Genomic DNA, 15,432 nt, shown 5'->3' on the forward strand with positions numbered 1-15,432 from the left:
ATAAAAGTATGCAATATGTGCTAAGTGCTTCCCATATTAGCAAAAGCTTTGGTAGCCTTAAAGTGCTAGATGATATAAATTTTAAAGTGAGTGCAAATGAGCTTTTTGGAATTATTGGGGCTGATGGGGCGGGTAAAAGCACACTTTTTAGAATCTTCACTACGCTTATTTTAGCAGATAGTGGAAAATGTAATGTGGCAGGTTTAGATGTGGTCAAAGATTATGTAAAAATTAGAGAGATTGTGGGTTATATGCCGGGTAATTTTAGCCTTTATACGGATTTAAGCGTGGAAGAAAATCTCACGTTTTTTGCACATATTTTTAATACAAGTATTGAGGAGCATTATGATTTGATTAAAAATATCTATCGTGCCCTAGAGCCTTTTAAAACACGCAAAGCAGGCGCACTTTCTGGCGGTATGAAGCAAAAATTAGCTCTTTGTTGCACACTTATTCATAAGCCACAGATTCTATTTCTTGATGAGCCTACTACAGGTGTAGATGTGGTAAGTAGGCAAGAGTTTTGGGATATTTTGCAGGAACTAAAATCTCAAATGAGCATCATTGTATCCACACCTTATATGGACGAGGCAAATCTATGTGATACAATCGCTTTTATGTCTAATGGCAAGATTCTAAGCCTTGATACACCTCAAAATATATGTGAGCATTTTCCATATAGAATCTTTGAGTGTAAAAATATATCGCCAAATGAGCTTATGCGGATACGACAATGTGATTTTGTGTATTCTTGCTTTTTATTTGGGCAGAGTTATCATATTGTGTTTAAGGAGCATATTCCCTTAGAGCAGATTCTAAAGCTTGAGCCTTTTAATAAAGCTGACATAAAAGAGATAAAAGCCACAATAGAGGATTGCTTTATGGAGCTTTTATGATGAATGAAGTTGTAATAAAAAAAGTTATAGAAGTGAGCAATCTCACAAAAAAATTCGGTGATTTTGTGGCAGTGGATAACATTAGTTTTGATGTCAAAAAGGGTGAAATTTTTGGCTTTTTGGGTGCAAATGGTGCAGGAAAAACAACAGCAATGAAGATTTTATGTGGTTTAAGTATGCCAAGTGATGGGCAAGGTAGTGTGGCTGGTTTTGATATTAATACACAAAATGAAAAAATCAAGCAAAATATAGGCTATATGAGTCAAAAATTTTCTCTTTACGATGATTTAAAAGTGTGGGAAAATATGTATTTTTTTGGCAAGATTTATGGTGTGAAAGAAAAAGAAATAAAACAACGAATTGATATGTTTTTAGAGCGTTTTTCACTCATAGAACAAAAAAATGAATTTGTGGGTAAGCTTCCTCTTGGTTGGAAACAAAAACTTGCTTTTTGCGTGGCAAATTTTCATAATCCTCAAATTATTTTTCTTGATGAGCCAACAGGTGGCGTTGATCCTATTGTGCGGCGGCAGTTTTGGGAGCTTATATATGAGGCAGCACAAAATGGCACTTCTATTTTTGTAACTACGCATTATATGGACGAGGCAGAGTATTGCCATAGAGTAAGCATTATGGTTGATGGAAAAATTAATGCCTTAGGCACTCCAAGTGAGCTAAAAAGTCAATTTGGCAAACAAAGTATGAATGATGTGTTTTATCATATTGCTAAAAATGCAAAAAGAAGTGGCGTATGAAGTTTAGTCATAATGGCAAAACACAAGCTTTTTATGCTTTTATAAAAAAGGAATTTTATCATATCACACGTGATGTGCGCACGATGATGATATTGTTACTTATGCCTATCGTGCAGATTCTACTTTTTGGATTTGCGCTCAATACTGAAGTAAATAATGTAAAGTTTGCAGTGCTTGATTTGAGCCGTGATGACTTAAGTAAAAGTATCACTCACGCTTTTGCAGAGAGCAATTATTTTGATTTTATAGAATATATAGATTCTAAAAAGCAGCTAGAAACAATTTTTAATACAAATGTTATTGATATGGCACTTGTTTTTGGACATGATTTTGGGCGCACACAACAAGTGCAAATCATACTTGATGCAAGCGATCCGAATCGAGCAAACATAGTAAATATGTATGCACTTAATATCATCTCACATACAATGACACAATATACTCAGATACATTTGCAAACACCAATTATACCGCTTACTACAATGCTTTTTAATCCGCAGGGTAAAAGTGCATATAATTTTGTTCCCGGATTGCTTGGAATGATATTAATGCTTATTTGTGCGATGATGACTTCAATTTCTATTGTGCGTGAAAAAGAGCAGGGGAGTATGGAGATAGTGCTTGTTTCACCTGTGAAACCTATATTTATGATTGTGGCAAAAATTATTCCTTATTTTGTAATCTCTTGTGTGAGTTTAGTTGCAGTGCTGCTTGTTTGCGTATTTGCACTTGAGTTAAAAATTGCAGGGAATCTAGTTTTGCTTCTTGGATTCTGTATGTTGTATATTGCATTAACTTTAAGTATAGGGCTTTTGGTATCAAATATCGCACAAACTCAAATCGTTGCAATGCTTGTTTGTGGTGTGCTTTTTATGATGCCCATTATCACATTATCTGGTATGCTTTTTCCTACTGAATCTATGCCGCTTATCTTGCAATATGTTTCTCATATTATTCCTACAAAATGGTTTATTATTGGTGTAAAAAAGATTATGATTGCAGGGCTTGGCTTTAGCTATGTCATTAAAGAAACCTGCATTTTATGCGCTATGCTTTTTATTATTCTTTTGGTTAGTCTTAAGACTTTTAAGATGAGGTTGGCATAATGCTATTTTTAATTCAAAAGGAGTTTAAGCAAATTTTTCGCAATAAATTTTTGCCTAAATTAATTTTTATATTTCCCATAATGGTGATTTTAGTTTTACCTTGGGCTACAAATATGGAGATTAAAAATATCAATATTGGGATTGTAGATTTTGATAAAAGTAGCACATCAAAAGAGCTTATTATGAAAATTTCCTCATCACCATATTTTAATATTATGCTTTCTGCAAAAGGTATAAAAGAGGCATATCATTGCATTGATACAAATGAGTGCGATATTATTTTAGAATTTCCTCAATATTTTGAGAGTAGAATTTTTAAAGAGCATAAAGCATATCTTGGCATTTATGCTAATGCCACAAATGGCATTAAAGGTTCGCTTGGTTCAGGATATTTGAGTAGTATCATTATGGGTTTTGCAAAAGAAAAAATGAGCGTTGTAGAGCAGATTCAAAGTGCAGAAATACTAAGCTTATATCGTTTCAATCCATATTTGGATTATAAAATCTATATGATTCCGGCACTTTTAGCTATGGTTTTGACACTTCTGTGCGGATTTTTACCAGCGTTTAATATCGTAGGCGAGAAGGAGAAGGGCAATATTGAGCAGATAAATGTAACGCCTATATCAAAATTTGCTTTCATTGTTTCAAAACTTATTCCTTATTGGACTATTGGATTTATTGTCTTGAGTTTGTGCTTTTTATTTGCATTTTTGCTTTATGGACTTGTGGCAAAGGGGAGTTATTTGTTAATTTATCTTTTTGCGTTAGGTTATATTTTTGTCGTAACTGGGCTTGGACTTATTATTTCAAATTATTCTCACACAATGCAACAAGCGATGTTTGTGATATTTTTCTTTATGTTAATTTTGGTATTAATGAGCGGACTTTTTACCTCTATTAAGTCAATGCCTGACTGGGCGTATTATTTTACTTATATTAATCCCTTACGCTATTTTATGGAATCTTTACGTCTTATATTTCTCAAAGGTAGCACATTTTCTGATATTTGGCATAATTTTATAGCCTTGCTCCTTTTTGCGGGGGTATTAAATCTTTGGGCAGTGATGTCTTATAAAAAGAGAGAATAAAATGGCACAAAAAAATACAAAAGAGCATATTATGAAAATAGCTACTGATATTTTTGCACATAAAGGTTATACGGCAACATCAACAAGAGAGATTACATCTAAAGCAGGAGTAAATCTCTCTATGATAGCATATTATTTTGGTAGCAAAGAGGGATTGTTTAAAGCAATTATAGAAGAAAGTTTTAAGCCAATACTTGCATTTATTGAAGAGAATAAAAAGAGTGAATCAGCCTTGCAATGTTTGGAGGATTATTTTAAATTCATACAGCATTACACACAAGATGAGTGTCGCAGTTTGTTTTTGGCAAAACTTATTCCTAGTCCTTTTTTTGAATTTGTGGCTCAAAATTATAGTATCAAGATTTTTACATTTGTCAAAGGCACTATTGAAAAAGGCATTACACAAGGGATTTTTAGAGAGGATTTGAATGTAAAATATGCGTGTGTTTCACTGCTTAGTATGCTTAATTTTTATGTTACACATAAAAAAATGTTAGAACAAGTTGTGCAAATGACAGATAAAGAAGATTATTTTACTCACGCTTTTAAACTTTTTCTCAATGGTATAAAGCGGTAATTCACACCTTTATTTTAATATTTTAAAGTTCAAAGACATTAAGGAATTTTTGTGCCCTTTGGCTTTTGGGTGCGCTAAAAAACTCTTGTGGTGTAGATTCTTCAATCAGTTTGCCCTCATCAAAAAAACAGATTCTATCCGCGACTTTTTGAGCAAAGCGCATTTCGTGTGTTACAATAAGCATCGTCATACCCTCATTTGCAAGCTCTAGTATCACCTCTAGCACTTCTTTTACCATTTCAGGGTCAAGTGAAGCTGTTACTTCATCAAAAAGTATAATCTCTGGATTCATACAGAGTGCGCGCACGATTGCTACACGTTGCTTTTGTCCCCCACTTAGTTCTTTTGGTTGGGCATTGCTTTTATGAGCTAGTCCTACGCGTGATAGGAGATTTTGTGCTTGAACCATTACTTCATCTTTATTGCGTTTTTGCACTTTTATAGGACCGAGCAAAACATTCTCCATTACACTCATATGAGGGAACAAATCATAACTTTGAAATACCATACCAATGCGTTGGCGGATTTTGCTCCATTTTGCCTTTGGGTGATTAATTATTTCTCCATTAAATATAATCTTGCCACTTTGGGTAGATTCTAATCCATTGATACAGCGCAAAAATGTGCTTTTGCCACAACCACTTGCTCCTAAAATCACTATGACTTCACCTTTTTGCACCTGCATAGAAATATCATTAAGCACAAAATGTTTGCCATCATAAGTTTTTTTAAGAGCAGAAATATTAAGCAAGGGCATTGATTTCATTGATATTTTTTCTCCAAAATTTTACTTAAGTATGAAAGCGGATAGCATAAGATAAAATAAGTGCAAAAAATTCCCCCATAAACCCAAAAACTTGCATTTGGATTGGATTTATTGAGTTCTATAATTTGTTGTCCGACCTTGAGTAAATCCACAACTCCTAGTAATGCTACAAGCGAAGTCGTTTTAATCATACGCGTAGAGAGTGAAATAATTGAGGGTAAAAGCCTTTGTAATGCTTGAGGTAAGATAATATAGCACATAATTTGCCATTGTTGCAATCCAAGTGCTTGCGCGCTTTGTGTTTGATGTTTAGGGAGTGAAGTAATTGCTCCCCGCACCAAATCTCCTACCTCTGCTATGCCCCACAGGCTAAAGACAATAATTGCGCTTGAAATTGCACTAAGATTAATATCAAATTGCTGTGAAATACCAAAAAATACGATAAAAAGCCAAGCAAGGATAGGGATAATACGCACACATTCAAGATAGAATCTACATATTCCGCGTATAATAAGGCTTTTTAAAGTCATTATAAAACCCAAAAATAATCCGCCAAATGTTGCAAAAATAATAGAGATGAGTGCAATTTCAAGTGTGAGAAGCATACCTTGTAAAAGCCGAGTAAAGTTTGAGCCAATAAAAAATATTTCCATTACAATACTCGCTTTTTATAGAATCGCTCAAGGAGTGAAAAAATTATAGAGAGTGGCAAAAGCACTATAAGATAGCAAAGGACAAGCATTACAAGTGCTTCATTGGTTTTGTAATATTGCGTGATGATATCTTTTGCCACAAACATAACATCTGCTAGTGCGATGACGCTTACAACCGAAGTTTCTTTTAAAAGAAAAATGATATTTGCTCCTACAGAGGGCAAAGCCACGCTAAGAGATTGAGGCAAGATAACATAAAACATCATTTGGTGAGATTGCAATCCAAGTGCTTGTGCGCTTTGTATTTGTGAAGTGGGGATAGATTCTAATCCTGTGCGAAAGCTCTCACACATATATCCACCACCAAGAAAAGCTAAGCCAGCAATGGCACAAACATACTCATTAAGATTTATGCCTGTGATATTATGCAGTCCATAGTAGAGAAAAAAGAGTTGAATAAGCAGAGGCGTATTGCGTGCTAACTCTACATAAATCACTACAATTACGCGTAAAAATGGCACTTTTAAAAATAGAATCCACGCACTTATAAAACCAATAATAAGTGAAAGTAAAATGCCAAAAAAGGAAATGTAGAGTGTAAGGGAGAGAGCTTTGCTAAAAAGAGGCACACATTGGTGCATAAAGTCAAAATCTAGCATATTCTCCCTTTGATATTTTAAAGCGACATTATATAGATAATTATTAAATTCATAGACAGGTTTATTGCAAACAAAGCTTCAGAGTGCTATACTCGGCTATTTAATCCAAGTTTTGCAAGTGCAATGTTGCATTTTTGTTTAATGTTTTTTTGATGTATGGATTTATAAATTGGGGAGAGCCTATGGAGGAATATAAAGCAGGGAAAATATCAAAGAATGAAAAATACAAATGAAAATGCACAATACAAAAAAGTGCCTAAACCTCAAATACAAAAAATACACCTCATTCACCCATTTGCTCCTGTGTTTGATGAGTATTCGCGTGTATTGATTTTAGGTTCATTTCCCTCTGTAATTTCACGCGATGAGCAATTTTATTATGCGCATTCACACAATCGTTTTTGGCGCATTCTTGCTACACTTTTTGCTCCTGAAATTGACATAAGAGCGCAAGACAGAGATGCCAAAAAACAATTTTTACTCACACATCATATCGCCCTGTGGGATATTGTGCGCGAGTGTGATATTTGTAATTCTAGTGATAGCACTTTGAGTAATGCCAAACCAAATGATTTATCCGTGATTCTCTCCCAAGCACAAATTCGCGCTATTTTTTGTAATGGACGCAAGGCATATGAGCTTTTTATACGATTTTTTGGCTCACAAATGTGTGAAACACAAGAAATAAAAGTGTTTTTACTTCCTTCATCAAGTCCCGCAAATGCACGATATAGTCTTGAAAAACTTGTAGATTCGTGGCGTGTTATGCTCAATTATGTATAGAATCTAAAAATAAAGCCTTACGCCTAGCATTGAAGTGGGTTGCAAGGAATGGGACATATCATTTTTGAGAATCTGTGCTTTTGCAAGTAAGGCGAGATTTTGCTTAAGATTAATACTTAAAGTGCTATCAAGGGAATGGCTAAAATGCGTGAGAGTATAGGTTTTAAACTTGTATTCAAAAGTAACTTTGAAAGCATTGTCATTTTGCAAAATAAGCCCAAATACTTGATTGAGGCTAAAACTAGAATGATTAAATTTATCAAGAAAAAAGGTTGGTTCAAGTAAATAATATCCATATCCAAGATTCCAAAAATTAAGAGATAGTCCTCCCCCAAGTGCCGCAAAATAATGTAAAGAATCATCATTGAAAGTGCGATTAAATCCGGTTTCAAGCCGATAAGAAAATGGCTTAAAAAATTTACTCATCTGTGCGATTGAAGCAATGGAGAGGATATTGAGTTCGTGCAATGTGAGTGAGTGCATGTGTGTCTTGCTTGTGTCATAGTATCCCAAAAGGCGCATAAATTCAATTTGCGCACCTTTAAGGTAGCCTTTGTCGTTGTCAGTGAGGTCGTGATAAGCGATTCTGAAATCAAGCGCGGGGTGCAACCCTTGTTTGTTAGCGAGAAGTATAGGAGTAACTCTAAGACTTTGATTACCTTCTAGTGGATTTGAGGGTGTGGGTAAAGAAGGCGGTGTATTTGAGCCAAGAGTAGAGCGAGTAGAGGCAAGATTATGGGCAATTTGTGTATATTGTTCTTTATCAAGTTTGCCTTTAAGAAAGCGATATTCACTTAGTTCAATGGCAGATTCTAAAATGTATTGTTTATTTTGAGTGTTTAATTTAGGGTTATGCAAAATATCTTTTGGTTCTTTTGTGCCTTTGGCAAGGGATTTAGCAAGTGAGACTTGAGCGTTACTCATTACTTTTTCATAAGAAAGAAGTTTGGCTCGTTTGCTAGGGCGATAGGTGATATTGGTGATGAGATTGGCATTTTGCAGAGTAAAAAGTGTTTCAGGTGGATTGACTTGATAGATGAATTTATCGCGCAAATGCAGACTTGGACGAGCGACTTCAAGAAGCCAAAGAATGTTGTATGAGCAATTACGGTCGAAGAAGTAATACCAACTAAATGCATCACTTAGCTCCCAAATATGATTATAAAGCTGTGTGATTTCTTCTTGTGTGAGATTGAGTTCATATTCCCACATATCGCGTGATTCTACATTTGAATATTCTTTGATTTTATCATAATAGGGCAAAATAGAATAGCTCCCTGTATATAATCCAAAAAGTCCATTGAAGGCAAAGCTTATGGCATTGGTTTGGCTTGGGTCAGCATCAGCTTGATAATTAATAGCAAAGGCAAGAAGCCGTGATTGAAAGCTAGAATCTAAGAGTAAAAATGTATGTCCAAACATTGAAGCAGGGGAGTTGATATGAGCGGAAGGAAAAATAATGCTTGCTTTGGTTGGGGTGATATAATCACGCATTTCTTTAAAATCTGCACAATATACATTTGGCAAATGTGTAAAATCAAGATGCTTTGATAGAAAAGCAAAACGTGCAGGGAAGCGACAAAGTGCGTGATAATCCTGTGGTTGGATAGAGCGCGTAGGGAGCTTAATATTATGTTCTTCATATTCCTGGATTTGTCTAAGACGCTTTTGCTTGATTGCTTCAGGCACGATAACTTCAGAGACAGGCTGATAAAAAGCACGAATGGTAGATTCTAGCTCATCTTGTGTGAGATTTTTTGAGTGTATTTTATCAAGTGGAGTGAGAAAAAAATAAGGAGAGATAATTTCGCTTTTATTTTTATCAATATGCAGTAAATCTTTCCATTCTTTAGAATCTGCAAGATTTTTAGATTTAGCTTGAGTAATGAGGGATTGAATGGTGTCTTGTGTTGTCGCAAAAGCTTGTGTATAGACACAGAAGCATATAAAAAATAAGGTGCGTAAAAAGATATGGTGATAAGTCAATGATAACCTCAAAAGTAAGAAAGATAAATAAAATGAAGTTGATATACACAAAGTGCTAAGACTTTGTGTATATTGTAAGATTATAAGCTTGCTACACCATCAAGAACATCTGCGCTTTGAGCATCTTTGCTTGTGTAGAGTTTGTGATAGTTTTCTTGTAGTGCCACTTTGAAGGATTCTTTATCGCTTACATTAAGTAATTCTACGAGTGTATCAAGGTGTTCGCCTCTACCTTGTGCAATTTCTTGTGAAAGAGCATCCATATTCGCAGCTACAAACTCTTGTGTGCGGCTATCCATTACGATTTTGCCAGATTTACAACCTGAAGTTCCAGAAGTAATACCAAAAGTTTGAGTTCCTGTTGAGTCATTTGTTGTTATTTGAAATAAATTCCAAATAAGACCTTGCTTATCAATAAGCATTGAACCAAGACCACAACCTGTATTGCTATTTGCTGCTGCAAATGCACCGCTTACTAAACTTGCGCTAAGTGCTACACTAGCAAGAATTTTTTTCATTATTTATCCTTTATGGGAAATTTTGTTCCTTGAAGAAACGCATCTATTGTATCTAAAAACAACTAAGCTAAATATTAAAATCTTATATAATTTTGTGCTCAATAAGGAAAGGGATAAAATTAAGTAAGGGTAAGAAAGATTGTCTTGTAGGGTTTTATGACCTAATCCCTTACAAGCAGAATCTTTTTAAAATGGGCTTATAAGATTCTATGCGTCTATCACGCAAAAATGGCCACATACGACGCACTTCCTCGCTTCTAGCTAAATCAATATCGGCGAAGAGTATTTCTTCTTTGTCCTCACTCGCTTCTGCAATTAGCTCACCTTGTGCGCCAAATACAAAACTTCCTCCCCAAAATCGTATGCCATTTCCTACTTTACTGCTATCAGATTCAAAACCCACGCGGTTAATTGCCATTGTAGGTAATCCATTTGCAACACTATGTCCTCTTTGCACTGCTATCCACGCATCTTTTTGATATTGTTTTTCTTGTGCCTCATCTTCATCAAACCAACCAATTGCAGTAGGATAAATAAGCATTTGCGCTCCTTTGAGAGCCATAATGCGCGCAGCTTCGGGATACCATTGATCCCAACAGATAAGCACACCAAGCTTTCCTACACTTGTTTGAATTGGTTCAAAGCCTAAATCACCAGGTGTAAAGTAGAATTTTTCATAAAATTGTGGGTCATCAGGAATGTGCATTTTGCGGTATTTTCCAGCAATGTCGCCATTAGATTCAAATACAACTGCTGTGTTATGATATAGTCCAGCAGTGCGCCGTTCAAAGAGCGAAGTCAGTAAGACAATATTGTGTTTTTTTGCAAGGGCACTAAAATAGGCAATATCTTTGTTAAAATCCGCTGCATAGTCAAAAAAATGCGGATTCTCACTTTGGCAAAAATATTCACGTGTATGGAGTTCTTGTAGGCATACAAGTTGTGCTCCACCTTTTTTTGCCTGTGCTATCATTGTGGCACTTTTTTCTATCATACTCTGTCTATCACCTGTATAGGATTGCTGTAAAAGGGCAACTTTGAGGTTTGAGGGTGTGTTATATGTATGCATATTTTTTACTCATCATCATATTCACTATCAGGATTCTCGTAGTCATCGTCATCATAGTTATTTGATGAGATGCCTTCATCTTCGTCATCAAAATAGTCAAAATCCTCATCTTGGTTATAATCTTCATCTTCATAATCTTCATAGTCATCACGCATAATGTTCCTCCTTGATTATATGTTGTATAATTTCACTTGCAATAGTCAGTCCAAAACTTGCAGTTACTGCACTAAAACTTCCTAAATTTTTGCATTTTGGCACTTCAGGGCTGAATACTGCCTTAAAAGGCTTTTTAATGTCAGCTTTTTTTAAATGATCGCGAAATTTTCGTGCAAATTTATCACCATAGGTTTTCCAAATGCTACTTACTTGAATCTGTAAGGGATTGAGTTTTTTTGCACTTCCAGTAGAGACAATATATTTACCAAATGGTTTGTTTGAAGCGATTTTAGCAATTTCTACTTTTGCATAAATATCATCAATTGCATCAATAATGTAATCAAACTTCATAATATCAAATTGTGTTAGAAATACCTTATCTACACGCTCTTGTATAGGTGTGATACCCTCATATATTTGCGTTAGAACTTCTACCTTTGGCATATTGAGATGTTCTGATCCGATTTGACGATTCTGATTTGTAACATCAAAGCAATCTTTATCTACAATCGTAATATTTTTTAAACCACTGCGATAGAGACAATCTACCACAAATCCTCCTACACCACCTACACCAAAGACAATTACTTTTTTATTTTGTATGTGTTCAAAGGCATTGCCAAAAAGAATGCGTGTTCTTGTATATCTATCTATTAATTCAGCCATTTTGTTCTCAATTTATTGTTTGAATCCACGAAGAAAGCTTCGTGCTATCTTCATAGCTTGTCATATCAAGTTTGATTGGTGTAATAGAGATGTAATTTTCATTAATCGCTTTAAAATCCGAGCCATTAGTATATGGAGTATCACTTCGTTCTTCCCATTGTAATGGGTGTAAGCCTAGCCAATAATATTCCTGTCCTCGTGGATTGCGGTGCAAATGAGCTTCATCGGCATAGATTCTATATCCCATTTGCGTGATTTTATAACCCTTGCATTCTTTTGGCTTGATATAAGGCACATTAATATTAAGCAATTTGCGCTCTCCTAATGGAAAACCCTTGTCAAAAATCATTTTCACAATATTTACAATGCAGGTTTTTGCAAGTGAAAAATCAAGATGTTTTGAGCGATTCATATCTTGTATTACTTGTGATATAGCTATGGAGGGCACACCCTGAATGCACGCTTCCATAGCTCCTGCGATTGTGCCAGAATAAGTTATATCCTCTCCCATATTTGAGCCTAGATTAATGCCAGAAATCACTAAATCGGGCTTATACCCCTCTTTGTAGAGTGTGTTAAGTGCCAAATACACACAATCGCTTGGTGTGCCATCTTCAAGTTTATAAAAATCATCATCAATTTGCACAAAATGAAGGGGACGCGTTAAAGTAAGTCCGTGCCCACAAGCAGACTTTTCATTTGCCGGAGCGACTACCATAATATGCGCAAGATTCTTTAGAGCATCTTTGAGTGCAAGTAAGCCACTTGATTCAAACCCATCATCATTTGTAAGCAGAATCCTCTTCATTTAATCTCCTTAAAGTAGTCTTGTAAAAGTGCGTTGAGATTTTTGCTGATTGTGTTGTCAAATTGTGCAATTTTATCTTGTAAATGCATTTTTTGTGTGCGGAATTCTGCCTTAGCACCTTCTAATCCAAGAAGATTTACGTAACTATTTTTATATGTATCATTTTGTGTTGTTTTGCCTGCTTGTTGTGAATCAAGGCATACATCAATAATGTCATCGCGTAATTGAAAATAGATACCAAGCTTTAAACCAAATTCATAAAGTGATAAGTTAAGTTCTTTTGGGGCGTGAGCAATAATTGCACCAAATTGTAATGAGGTGGCAATGAGTTTAGCAGTTTTGTTAAGATGAATAGTTTTAAGTTGGCTAAGAGAGAGTTTAGTTTTTTCAAATGCACAATCAAGCACCTGTCCTAGCACCATACCACCAATACCAGCATTAAGTGAGAGAGATTGAATGAGTTCCAAACGAGTATTTGGGTCTAAACGCGCTTGAGTTAAAAGATAAAAGGCATCAGTATTTAGTCCATCACCTACAAGTAGGGCAAGGGTTTCATCATATTTCGTATGCAGAGTAGCATTTCCTCGCCGCAATGGAGCATTATCCATACAAGGCAAATCATCGTGGATAAGAGAATATGTATGAATGCATTCTATGCTAAGTGCTGGAAGAAAAGCATTTTTGACCATTTGCGGAGATAAGGCATTTACAATACAAAATACAAGCGCAGGGCGAAAACGTTTGCCACCATTTTTCATCATTTCCCACAGTGCATATTCATAATGCGGGTGAAAATTTGGAATCTTAGGTGCTTGAGAGATAAGAAAAGATTCAAAATTGTTTAGAATCTCCGTAATATCTTGTTGCATTATATCCTCCTAAACTTTAATAAAAATCTCGAGATTATCACGCATAATCAAAAGCTGTATTTTGCCTTCAAATCGCTCGTCAAATTGTGTCTTGGAAAGGAGATATTTTAGTCGTTCAAAGCGTTTATATGCAGTGTCTGTAGATTCTGTGATGATTGGTTCTTTATTAATCCATATGATTTTATCATTTGCCCTTAGCTCAGAGAAACGACCAGCTAATGCAGGATTAATGGATTGAATGACCATATTATCATCAAGATGTATGCCAAAACGTTCTAAGAAACTTTCCTTGAGCAAAAATCCGCCATAACGTTGATTGACTTTAGCATTTATCTGTAAAGTCTTGCCATTGCGTTTAACAAGCACTTTAGCGAGTGAGCCTTTTTTGAGATTGCTTATGAGCCATTCAGCCTCATTGCTGTTATGTGGTTTTGTGCCATTAATGGAGAGAATCTCATCTCCTACTTGAAAGGAATTATGAGAAAAAGGGTCAAGTATGCTTACAATGGCTTTATTAGAAGCAAATCTCACGCCTATATCGCCATAGTAGGGAGTTTTTTGTGCAAGGAATCTATCAATATATTTTTTTTCAATAAATTTTTGATTGCCTATTCCTATGCCATAGATTTGGTAGCAAATATTACCTAAAACACTATTTGGTTGCGTGGGAGCAGAGAATCTTGCATAATCGATAAAACCGCTTTGACGTTTGGTGATATGTCCTGTATGCACTTTAGTATTTGCATTAATGAAGGCAAGATTCTTATCCGCGAGTGTGCGTGCATCAAGTGGAAGTAATTCGTAGCTTTGCTTTGTGCGTGGTGCAGAGATGAGGTAAAGCCCAATGAAAGGGTCAGCTTTAAGAATCTTGACATTACGTGGAGTAGTGGGTGAATACATAATGTGGTGTTGTTGCGTGCCACTTTTTAGACTAATGGCATAGCTTGAACCAATAGGAGTGCTCGCGGCTTTAAAGTACTTTACGCAATGTGTGTAATCATAACTTAGTAGAGGTGTGTTGCAAAAAAAAAGAGCAATCAAACACACAGACAATGTATAAGCATATAAGTGTGTAGAATATCTTAAAGAATGTGAATTAAGCATTTGGTTTTCCACCAAAAATATTGAATCCTCCACCAAGTCCGTTAAGAAGATTCAAGGCACTTGATTGGCGATTATTTTCAATATTTTTGCAGAGGTCATTAAACGCACTTATAAGGAGAATCTGCAAAGATTCTTTGTCTTCAAGGAGGCTATCATCAATGCTTATATCAATTACCTCCCCACTCCCATTTGCACTGATACTAATGAGCCCACCGCCACTTTTTGCAGTGAGTATTGTTTGTTTGTTTTTTTCTTCTAATTCTTTTATTGAATCCTGCATAGAGCCAAGCATTGCTCCAATTTGATTTGGGTCAAGCATCATTATACCTCGTTTGTGATAGATAGAATCTCATTGTTTTCACCCACCTGCACGATAGTAGGTTTATAGGTTGTAAGCTCATCTTGAGTATAAGAGGCATAGGCTACGATGATAATTACATCACCCACTTGCACTTTGCGTGCTGCCGCCCCATTAAGGCATATCTCGCCTTTTTTGTCGCCATAAATTACATAGGTATTAAAGCGTTTGCCGTTATTAATGTCGAGAATCTCTACTTTCATACCTGCTAGAAGTTTTGCACTTGTTGCAAGTTCTTTGTCGATTGTGATTGAGCCGACATAGTTTAAATTTGCATCGCTTACTCTGGCACGATGAATTTTTGAATAAAGCATTTCAAATTGCATAGGAAACCTTATTGGTTAAGATTCTATAAATGTTTTAAAATGTGATTTTAGCATAAAAAGAAAGAGTATGTAAAACAATATTTTAATTCTTTCTAAAATATTTTGTATTAAACATTAGCTTTAGTTTGTGGGATATGAGGTAAGGAATCAAATCCAAAATATCTTAAGATGATGAAATATAAATAATTTAAGCCCACTTTAAGTCTTCATTTTGTAGTATTTCACTCCCATTTGATTGAGCTTCTAGTCTCTTCTTGTAGGTTTTAGCTATTTTTATGAGGTTTTG

19 protein-coding genes are annotated in these 15,432 nt (G+C 35.3%); 6 read left to right on the top strand and 13 right to left on the bottom strand.

All coding sequences use genetic code 11. The annotated features are described in order from the left end of the window. Positions 1 to 8 precede the first annotated feature (8 nt). Genes LS65_RS08525 through LS65_RS08545 form a run of 5 tightly spaced genes read left to right on the top strand, consistent with a single transcriptional unit; the run spans position 9 to position 4,425 of the window. Positions 9 to 896 (top strand): ABC transporter ATP-binding protein, encoded by an 888-nt coding sequence (locus LS65_RS08525; protein ID WP_034360395.1) that lies wholly within the window; start codon positions 9 to 11, stop codon positions 894 to 896. Beyond that, the gene (locus LS65_RS08530) at positions 893 to 1,651 is read left to right on the top strand and encodes an ABC transporter ATP-binding protein (RefSeq protein ID WP_052060941.1); all 759 of its coding nucleotides are present in this window, start codon (positions 893 to 895) and stop codon (positions 1,649 to 1,651) included. The genes LS65_RS08525 and LS65_RS08530 overlap by 4 nt, the downstream gene beginning before the upstream one ends. Further along, the gene (locus LS65_RS08535) at positions 1,648 to 2,757 is read left to right on the top strand and encodes an ABC transporter permease (protein WP_034360389.1); all 1,110 of its coding nucleotides are present in this window, start codon (positions 1,648 to 1,650) and stop codon (positions 2,755 to 2,757) included. Before LS65_RS08530 ends, LS65_RS08535 begins: the two co-directional genes overlap by 4 nt. Next, entirely contained in the window at positions 2,757 to 3,848 is a 1,092-nt protein-coding gene (locus tag LS65_RS08540) for an ABC transporter permease (protein WP_201274349.1), read from the top strand. Before LS65_RS08535 ends, LS65_RS08540 begins: the two co-directional genes overlap by 1 nt. A gap of 1 nt (position 3,849) precedes the next feature. Then, positions 3,850 to 4,425, top strand: coding sequence for a TetR/AcrR family transcriptional regulator (locus LS65_RS08545; RefSeq protein ID WP_052061099.1), 576 nt, complete (start codon positions 3,850 to 3,852; stop codon positions 4,423 to 4,425). A 22-nt stretch (positions 4,426 to 4,447) separates the two neighbouring features. Here LS65_RS08545 and LS65_RS08550 read toward each other — a convergent pair whose 3' ends face one another. Genes LS65_RS08550 through LS65_RS08560 form a run of 3 tightly spaced genes read right to left on the bottom strand, consistent with a single transcriptional unit; the run spans position 4,448 to position 6,503 of the window. Next, a complete protein-coding gene (locus tag LS65_RS08550; protein ID WP_419471486.1) occupies positions 4,448 to 5,191 on the bottom strand; it encodes an amino acid ABC transporter ATP-binding protein in 744 nt (247 codons plus the stop codon). Further along, positions 5,188 to 5,844: an amino acid ABC transporter permease gene (locus tag LS65_RS08555; protein WP_034362271.1), complete on the bottom strand. Its 657-nt coding sequence runs from the start codon at positions 5,842 to 5,844 to the stop codon at positions 5,188 to 5,190. The genes LS65_RS08550 and LS65_RS08555 overlap by 4 nt, the downstream gene beginning before the upstream one ends. Further along, the gene (locus LS65_RS08560; protein ID WP_034362269.1) at positions 5,844 to 6,503 is read right to left on the bottom strand and encodes an amino acid ABC transporter permease; all 660 of its coding nucleotides are present in this window, start codon (positions 6,501 to 6,503) and stop codon (positions 5,844 to 5,846) included. The genes LS65_RS08555 and LS65_RS08560 overlap by 1 nt, the downstream gene beginning before the upstream one ends. Before the next feature lie 216 nt (positions 6,504 to 6,719). On the opposite strand from LS65_RS08560, the gene LS65_RS08565 reads away from it, so the two are divergent. After that, the gene (locus tag LS65_RS08565; protein WP_034362266.1) at positions 6,720 to 7,286 is read left to right on the top strand and encodes a DNA-deoxyinosine glycosylase; all 567 of its coding nucleotides are present in this window, start codon (positions 6,720 to 6,722) and stop codon (positions 7,284 to 7,286) included. A gap of 3 nt (positions 7,287 to 7,289) precedes the next feature. On the opposite strand, the gene LS65_RS08570 is transcribed toward LS65_RS08565, so the two are convergent. The 10 genes from LS65_RS08570 to panD form a co-directional block, all read right to left on the bottom strand. After that, positions 7,290 to 9,272, bottom strand: a complete 1,983-nt coding sequence (locus tag LS65_RS08570; RefSeq protein WP_236096686.1) for an Lnb N-terminal periplasmic domain-containing protein — start codon at positions 9,270 to 9,272, stop codon at positions 7,290 to 7,292. 80 nt (positions 9,273 to 9,352) lie between these two features. Then, entirely contained in the window at positions 9,353 to 9,790 is a 438-nt protein-coding gene (locus LS65_RS08575) for a DUF3015 family protein (RefSeq protein ID WP_034362264.1), read from the bottom strand. Positions 9,791 to 9,959: 169 nt separating this feature from the next. Next, a complete protein-coding gene (locus LS65_RS08580) occupies positions 9,960 to 10,859 on the bottom strand; it encodes a carbon-nitrogen hydrolase (protein WP_034362261.1) in 900 nt (299 codons plus the stop codon). Between the two features lie 5 nt (positions 10,860 to 10,864). Beyond that, entirely contained in the window at positions 10,865 to 11,014 is a 150-nt protein-coding gene (locus LS65_RS10065) for a hypothetical protein (RefSeq protein ID WP_201274350.1), read from the bottom strand. Further along, entirely contained in the window at positions 11,007 to 11,681 is a 675-nt protein-coding gene (locus tag LS65_RS08585; protein WP_034362259.1) for a ThiF family adenylyltransferase, read from the bottom strand. Before LS65_RS08585 ends, LS65_RS10065 begins: the two co-directional genes overlap by 8 nt. 7 nt (positions 11,682 to 11,688) lie before the next feature. Then, positions 11,689 to 12,489 carry a 5'/3'-nucleotidase SurE gene (gene surE / locus LS65_RS08590; RefSeq protein WP_034362257.1) on the bottom strand — a complete coding sequence of 267 codons (801 nt, stop codon included), beginning with the start codon at positions 12,487 to 12,489 and terminating at the stop codon, positions 11,689 to 11,691. After that, positions 12,486 to 13,358, bottom strand: a complete 873-nt coding sequence (locus LS65_RS08595; protein ID WP_034362255.1) for a polyprenyl synthetase family protein — start codon at positions 13,356 to 13,358, stop codon at positions 12,486 to 12,488. The genes surE and LS65_RS08595 overlap by 4 nt, the downstream gene beginning before the upstream one ends. Positions 13,359 to 13,367: 9 nt before the next feature. Beyond that, positions 13,368 to 14,462, bottom strand: a complete 1,095-nt coding sequence (locus tag LS65_RS08600; protein ID WP_084707930.1) for a PDZ domain-containing protein — start codon at positions 14,460 to 14,462, stop codon at positions 13,368 to 13,370. Then, a complete protein-coding gene (locus tag LS65_RS08605; RefSeq protein WP_138129842.1) occupies positions 14,455 to 14,781 on the bottom strand; it encodes a YbaB/EbfC family nucleoid-associated protein in 327 nt (108 codons plus the stop codon). The genes LS65_RS08600 and LS65_RS08605 overlap by 8 nt, the downstream gene beginning before the upstream one ends. 2 nt (positions 14,782 to 14,783) lie before the next feature. Then, on the bottom strand, positions 14,784 to 15,146 hold the full coding sequence (gene panD, locus LS65_RS08610; RefSeq protein ID WP_034362253.1) for an aspartate 1-decarboxylase: 363 nt from the start codon (positions 15,144 to 15,146) through the stop codon (positions 14,784 to 14,786). Positions 15,147 to 15,432: the final 286 nt, after the last annotated feature.

Origin of the sequence: Helicobacter japonicus (assembly GCF_000762845.2) — a bacterium.
Lineage (GTDB): Bacteria > Campylobacterota > Campylobacteria > Campylobacterales > Helicobacteraceae > Helicobacter_C > Helicobacter_C japonicus.

What these genes read in the sequence shown, in the direction of transcription:
- LS65_RS08530 (WP_052060941.1), top strand. Translation starts at nt 893, where the DNA reads ATGATGAATGAAGTTGTAATAAAAAAAGTTATAGAAGTGAGCAATCTC.
- panD (WP_034362253.1), bottom strand. Translation starts at nt 15,146, where the DNA reads ATGCAATTTGAAATGCTTTATTCAAAAATTCATCGTGCCAGAGTAAGC.
- LS65_RS08575 (WP_034362264.1), bottom strand. Translation starts at nt 9,790, where the DNA reads ATGAAAAAAATTCTTGCTAGTGTAGCACTTAGCGCAAGTTTAGTAAGC.
- LS65_RS08550 (WP_419471486.1), bottom strand. Translation starts at nt 5,191, where the DNA reads ATGAAATCAATGCCCTTGCTTAATATTTCTGCTCTTAAAAAAACTTAT.
- LS65_RS08540 (WP_201274349.1), top strand. Translation starts at nt 2,757, where the DNA reads ATGCTATTTTTAATTCAAAAGGAGTTTAAGCAAATTTTTCGCAATAAA.
- LS65_RS08580 (WP_034362261.1), bottom strand. Translation starts at nt 10,859, where the DNA reads ATGCATACATATAACACACCCTCAAACCTCAAAGTTGCCCTTTTACAG.
- LS65_RS08565 (WP_034362266.1), top strand. Translation starts at nt 6,720, where the DNA reads ATGAAAAATACAAATGAAAATGCACAATACAAAAAAGTGCCTAAACCT.
- LS65_RS08605 (WP_138129842.1), bottom strand. Translation starts at nt 14,781, where the DNA reads ATGCTTGACCCAAATCAAATTGGAGCAATGCTTGGCTCTATGCAGGAT.
- LS65_RS08535 (WP_034360389.1), top strand. Translation starts at nt 1,648, where the DNA reads ATGAAGTTTAGTCATAATGGCAAAACACAAGCTTTTTATGCTTTTATA.
- LS65_RS08600 (WP_084707930.1), bottom strand. Translation starts at nt 14,462, where the DNA reads ATGCTTAATTCACATTCTTTAAGATATTCTACACACTTATATGCTTAT.
- LS65_RS08545 (WP_052061099.1), top strand. Translation starts at nt 3,850, where the DNA reads ATGGCACAAAAAAATACAAAAGAGCATATTATGAAAATAGCTACTGAT.
- LS65_RS08595 (WP_034362255.1), bottom strand. Translation starts at nt 13,358, where the DNA reads ATGCAACAAGATATTACGGAGATTCTAAACAATTTTGAATCTTTTCTT.
- LS65_RS10065 (WP_201274350.1), bottom strand. Translation starts at nt 11,014, where the DNA reads ATGCGTGATGACTATGAAGATTATGAAGATGAAGATTATAACCAAGAT.
- LS65_RS08525 (WP_034360395.1), top strand. Translation starts at nt 9, where the DNA reads ATGCAATATGTGCTAAGTGCTTCCCATATTAGCAAAAGCTTTGGTAGC.
- LS65_RS08585 (WP_034362259.1), bottom strand. Translation starts at nt 11,681, where the DNA reads ATGGCTGAATTAATAGATAGATATACAAGAACACGCATTCTTTTTGGC.
- LS65_RS08555 (WP_034362271.1), bottom strand. Translation starts at nt 5,844, where the DNA reads ATGGAAATATTTTTTATTGGCTCAAACTTTACTCGGCTTTTACAAGGT.
- surE (WP_034362257.1), bottom strand. Translation starts at nt 12,489, where the DNA reads ATGAAGAGGATTCTGCTTACAAATGATGATGGGTTTGAATCAAGTGGC.
- LS65_RS08560 (WP_034362269.1), bottom strand. Translation starts at nt 6,503, where the DNA reads ATGCTAGATTTTGACTTTATGCACCAATGTGTGCCTCTTTTTAGCAAA.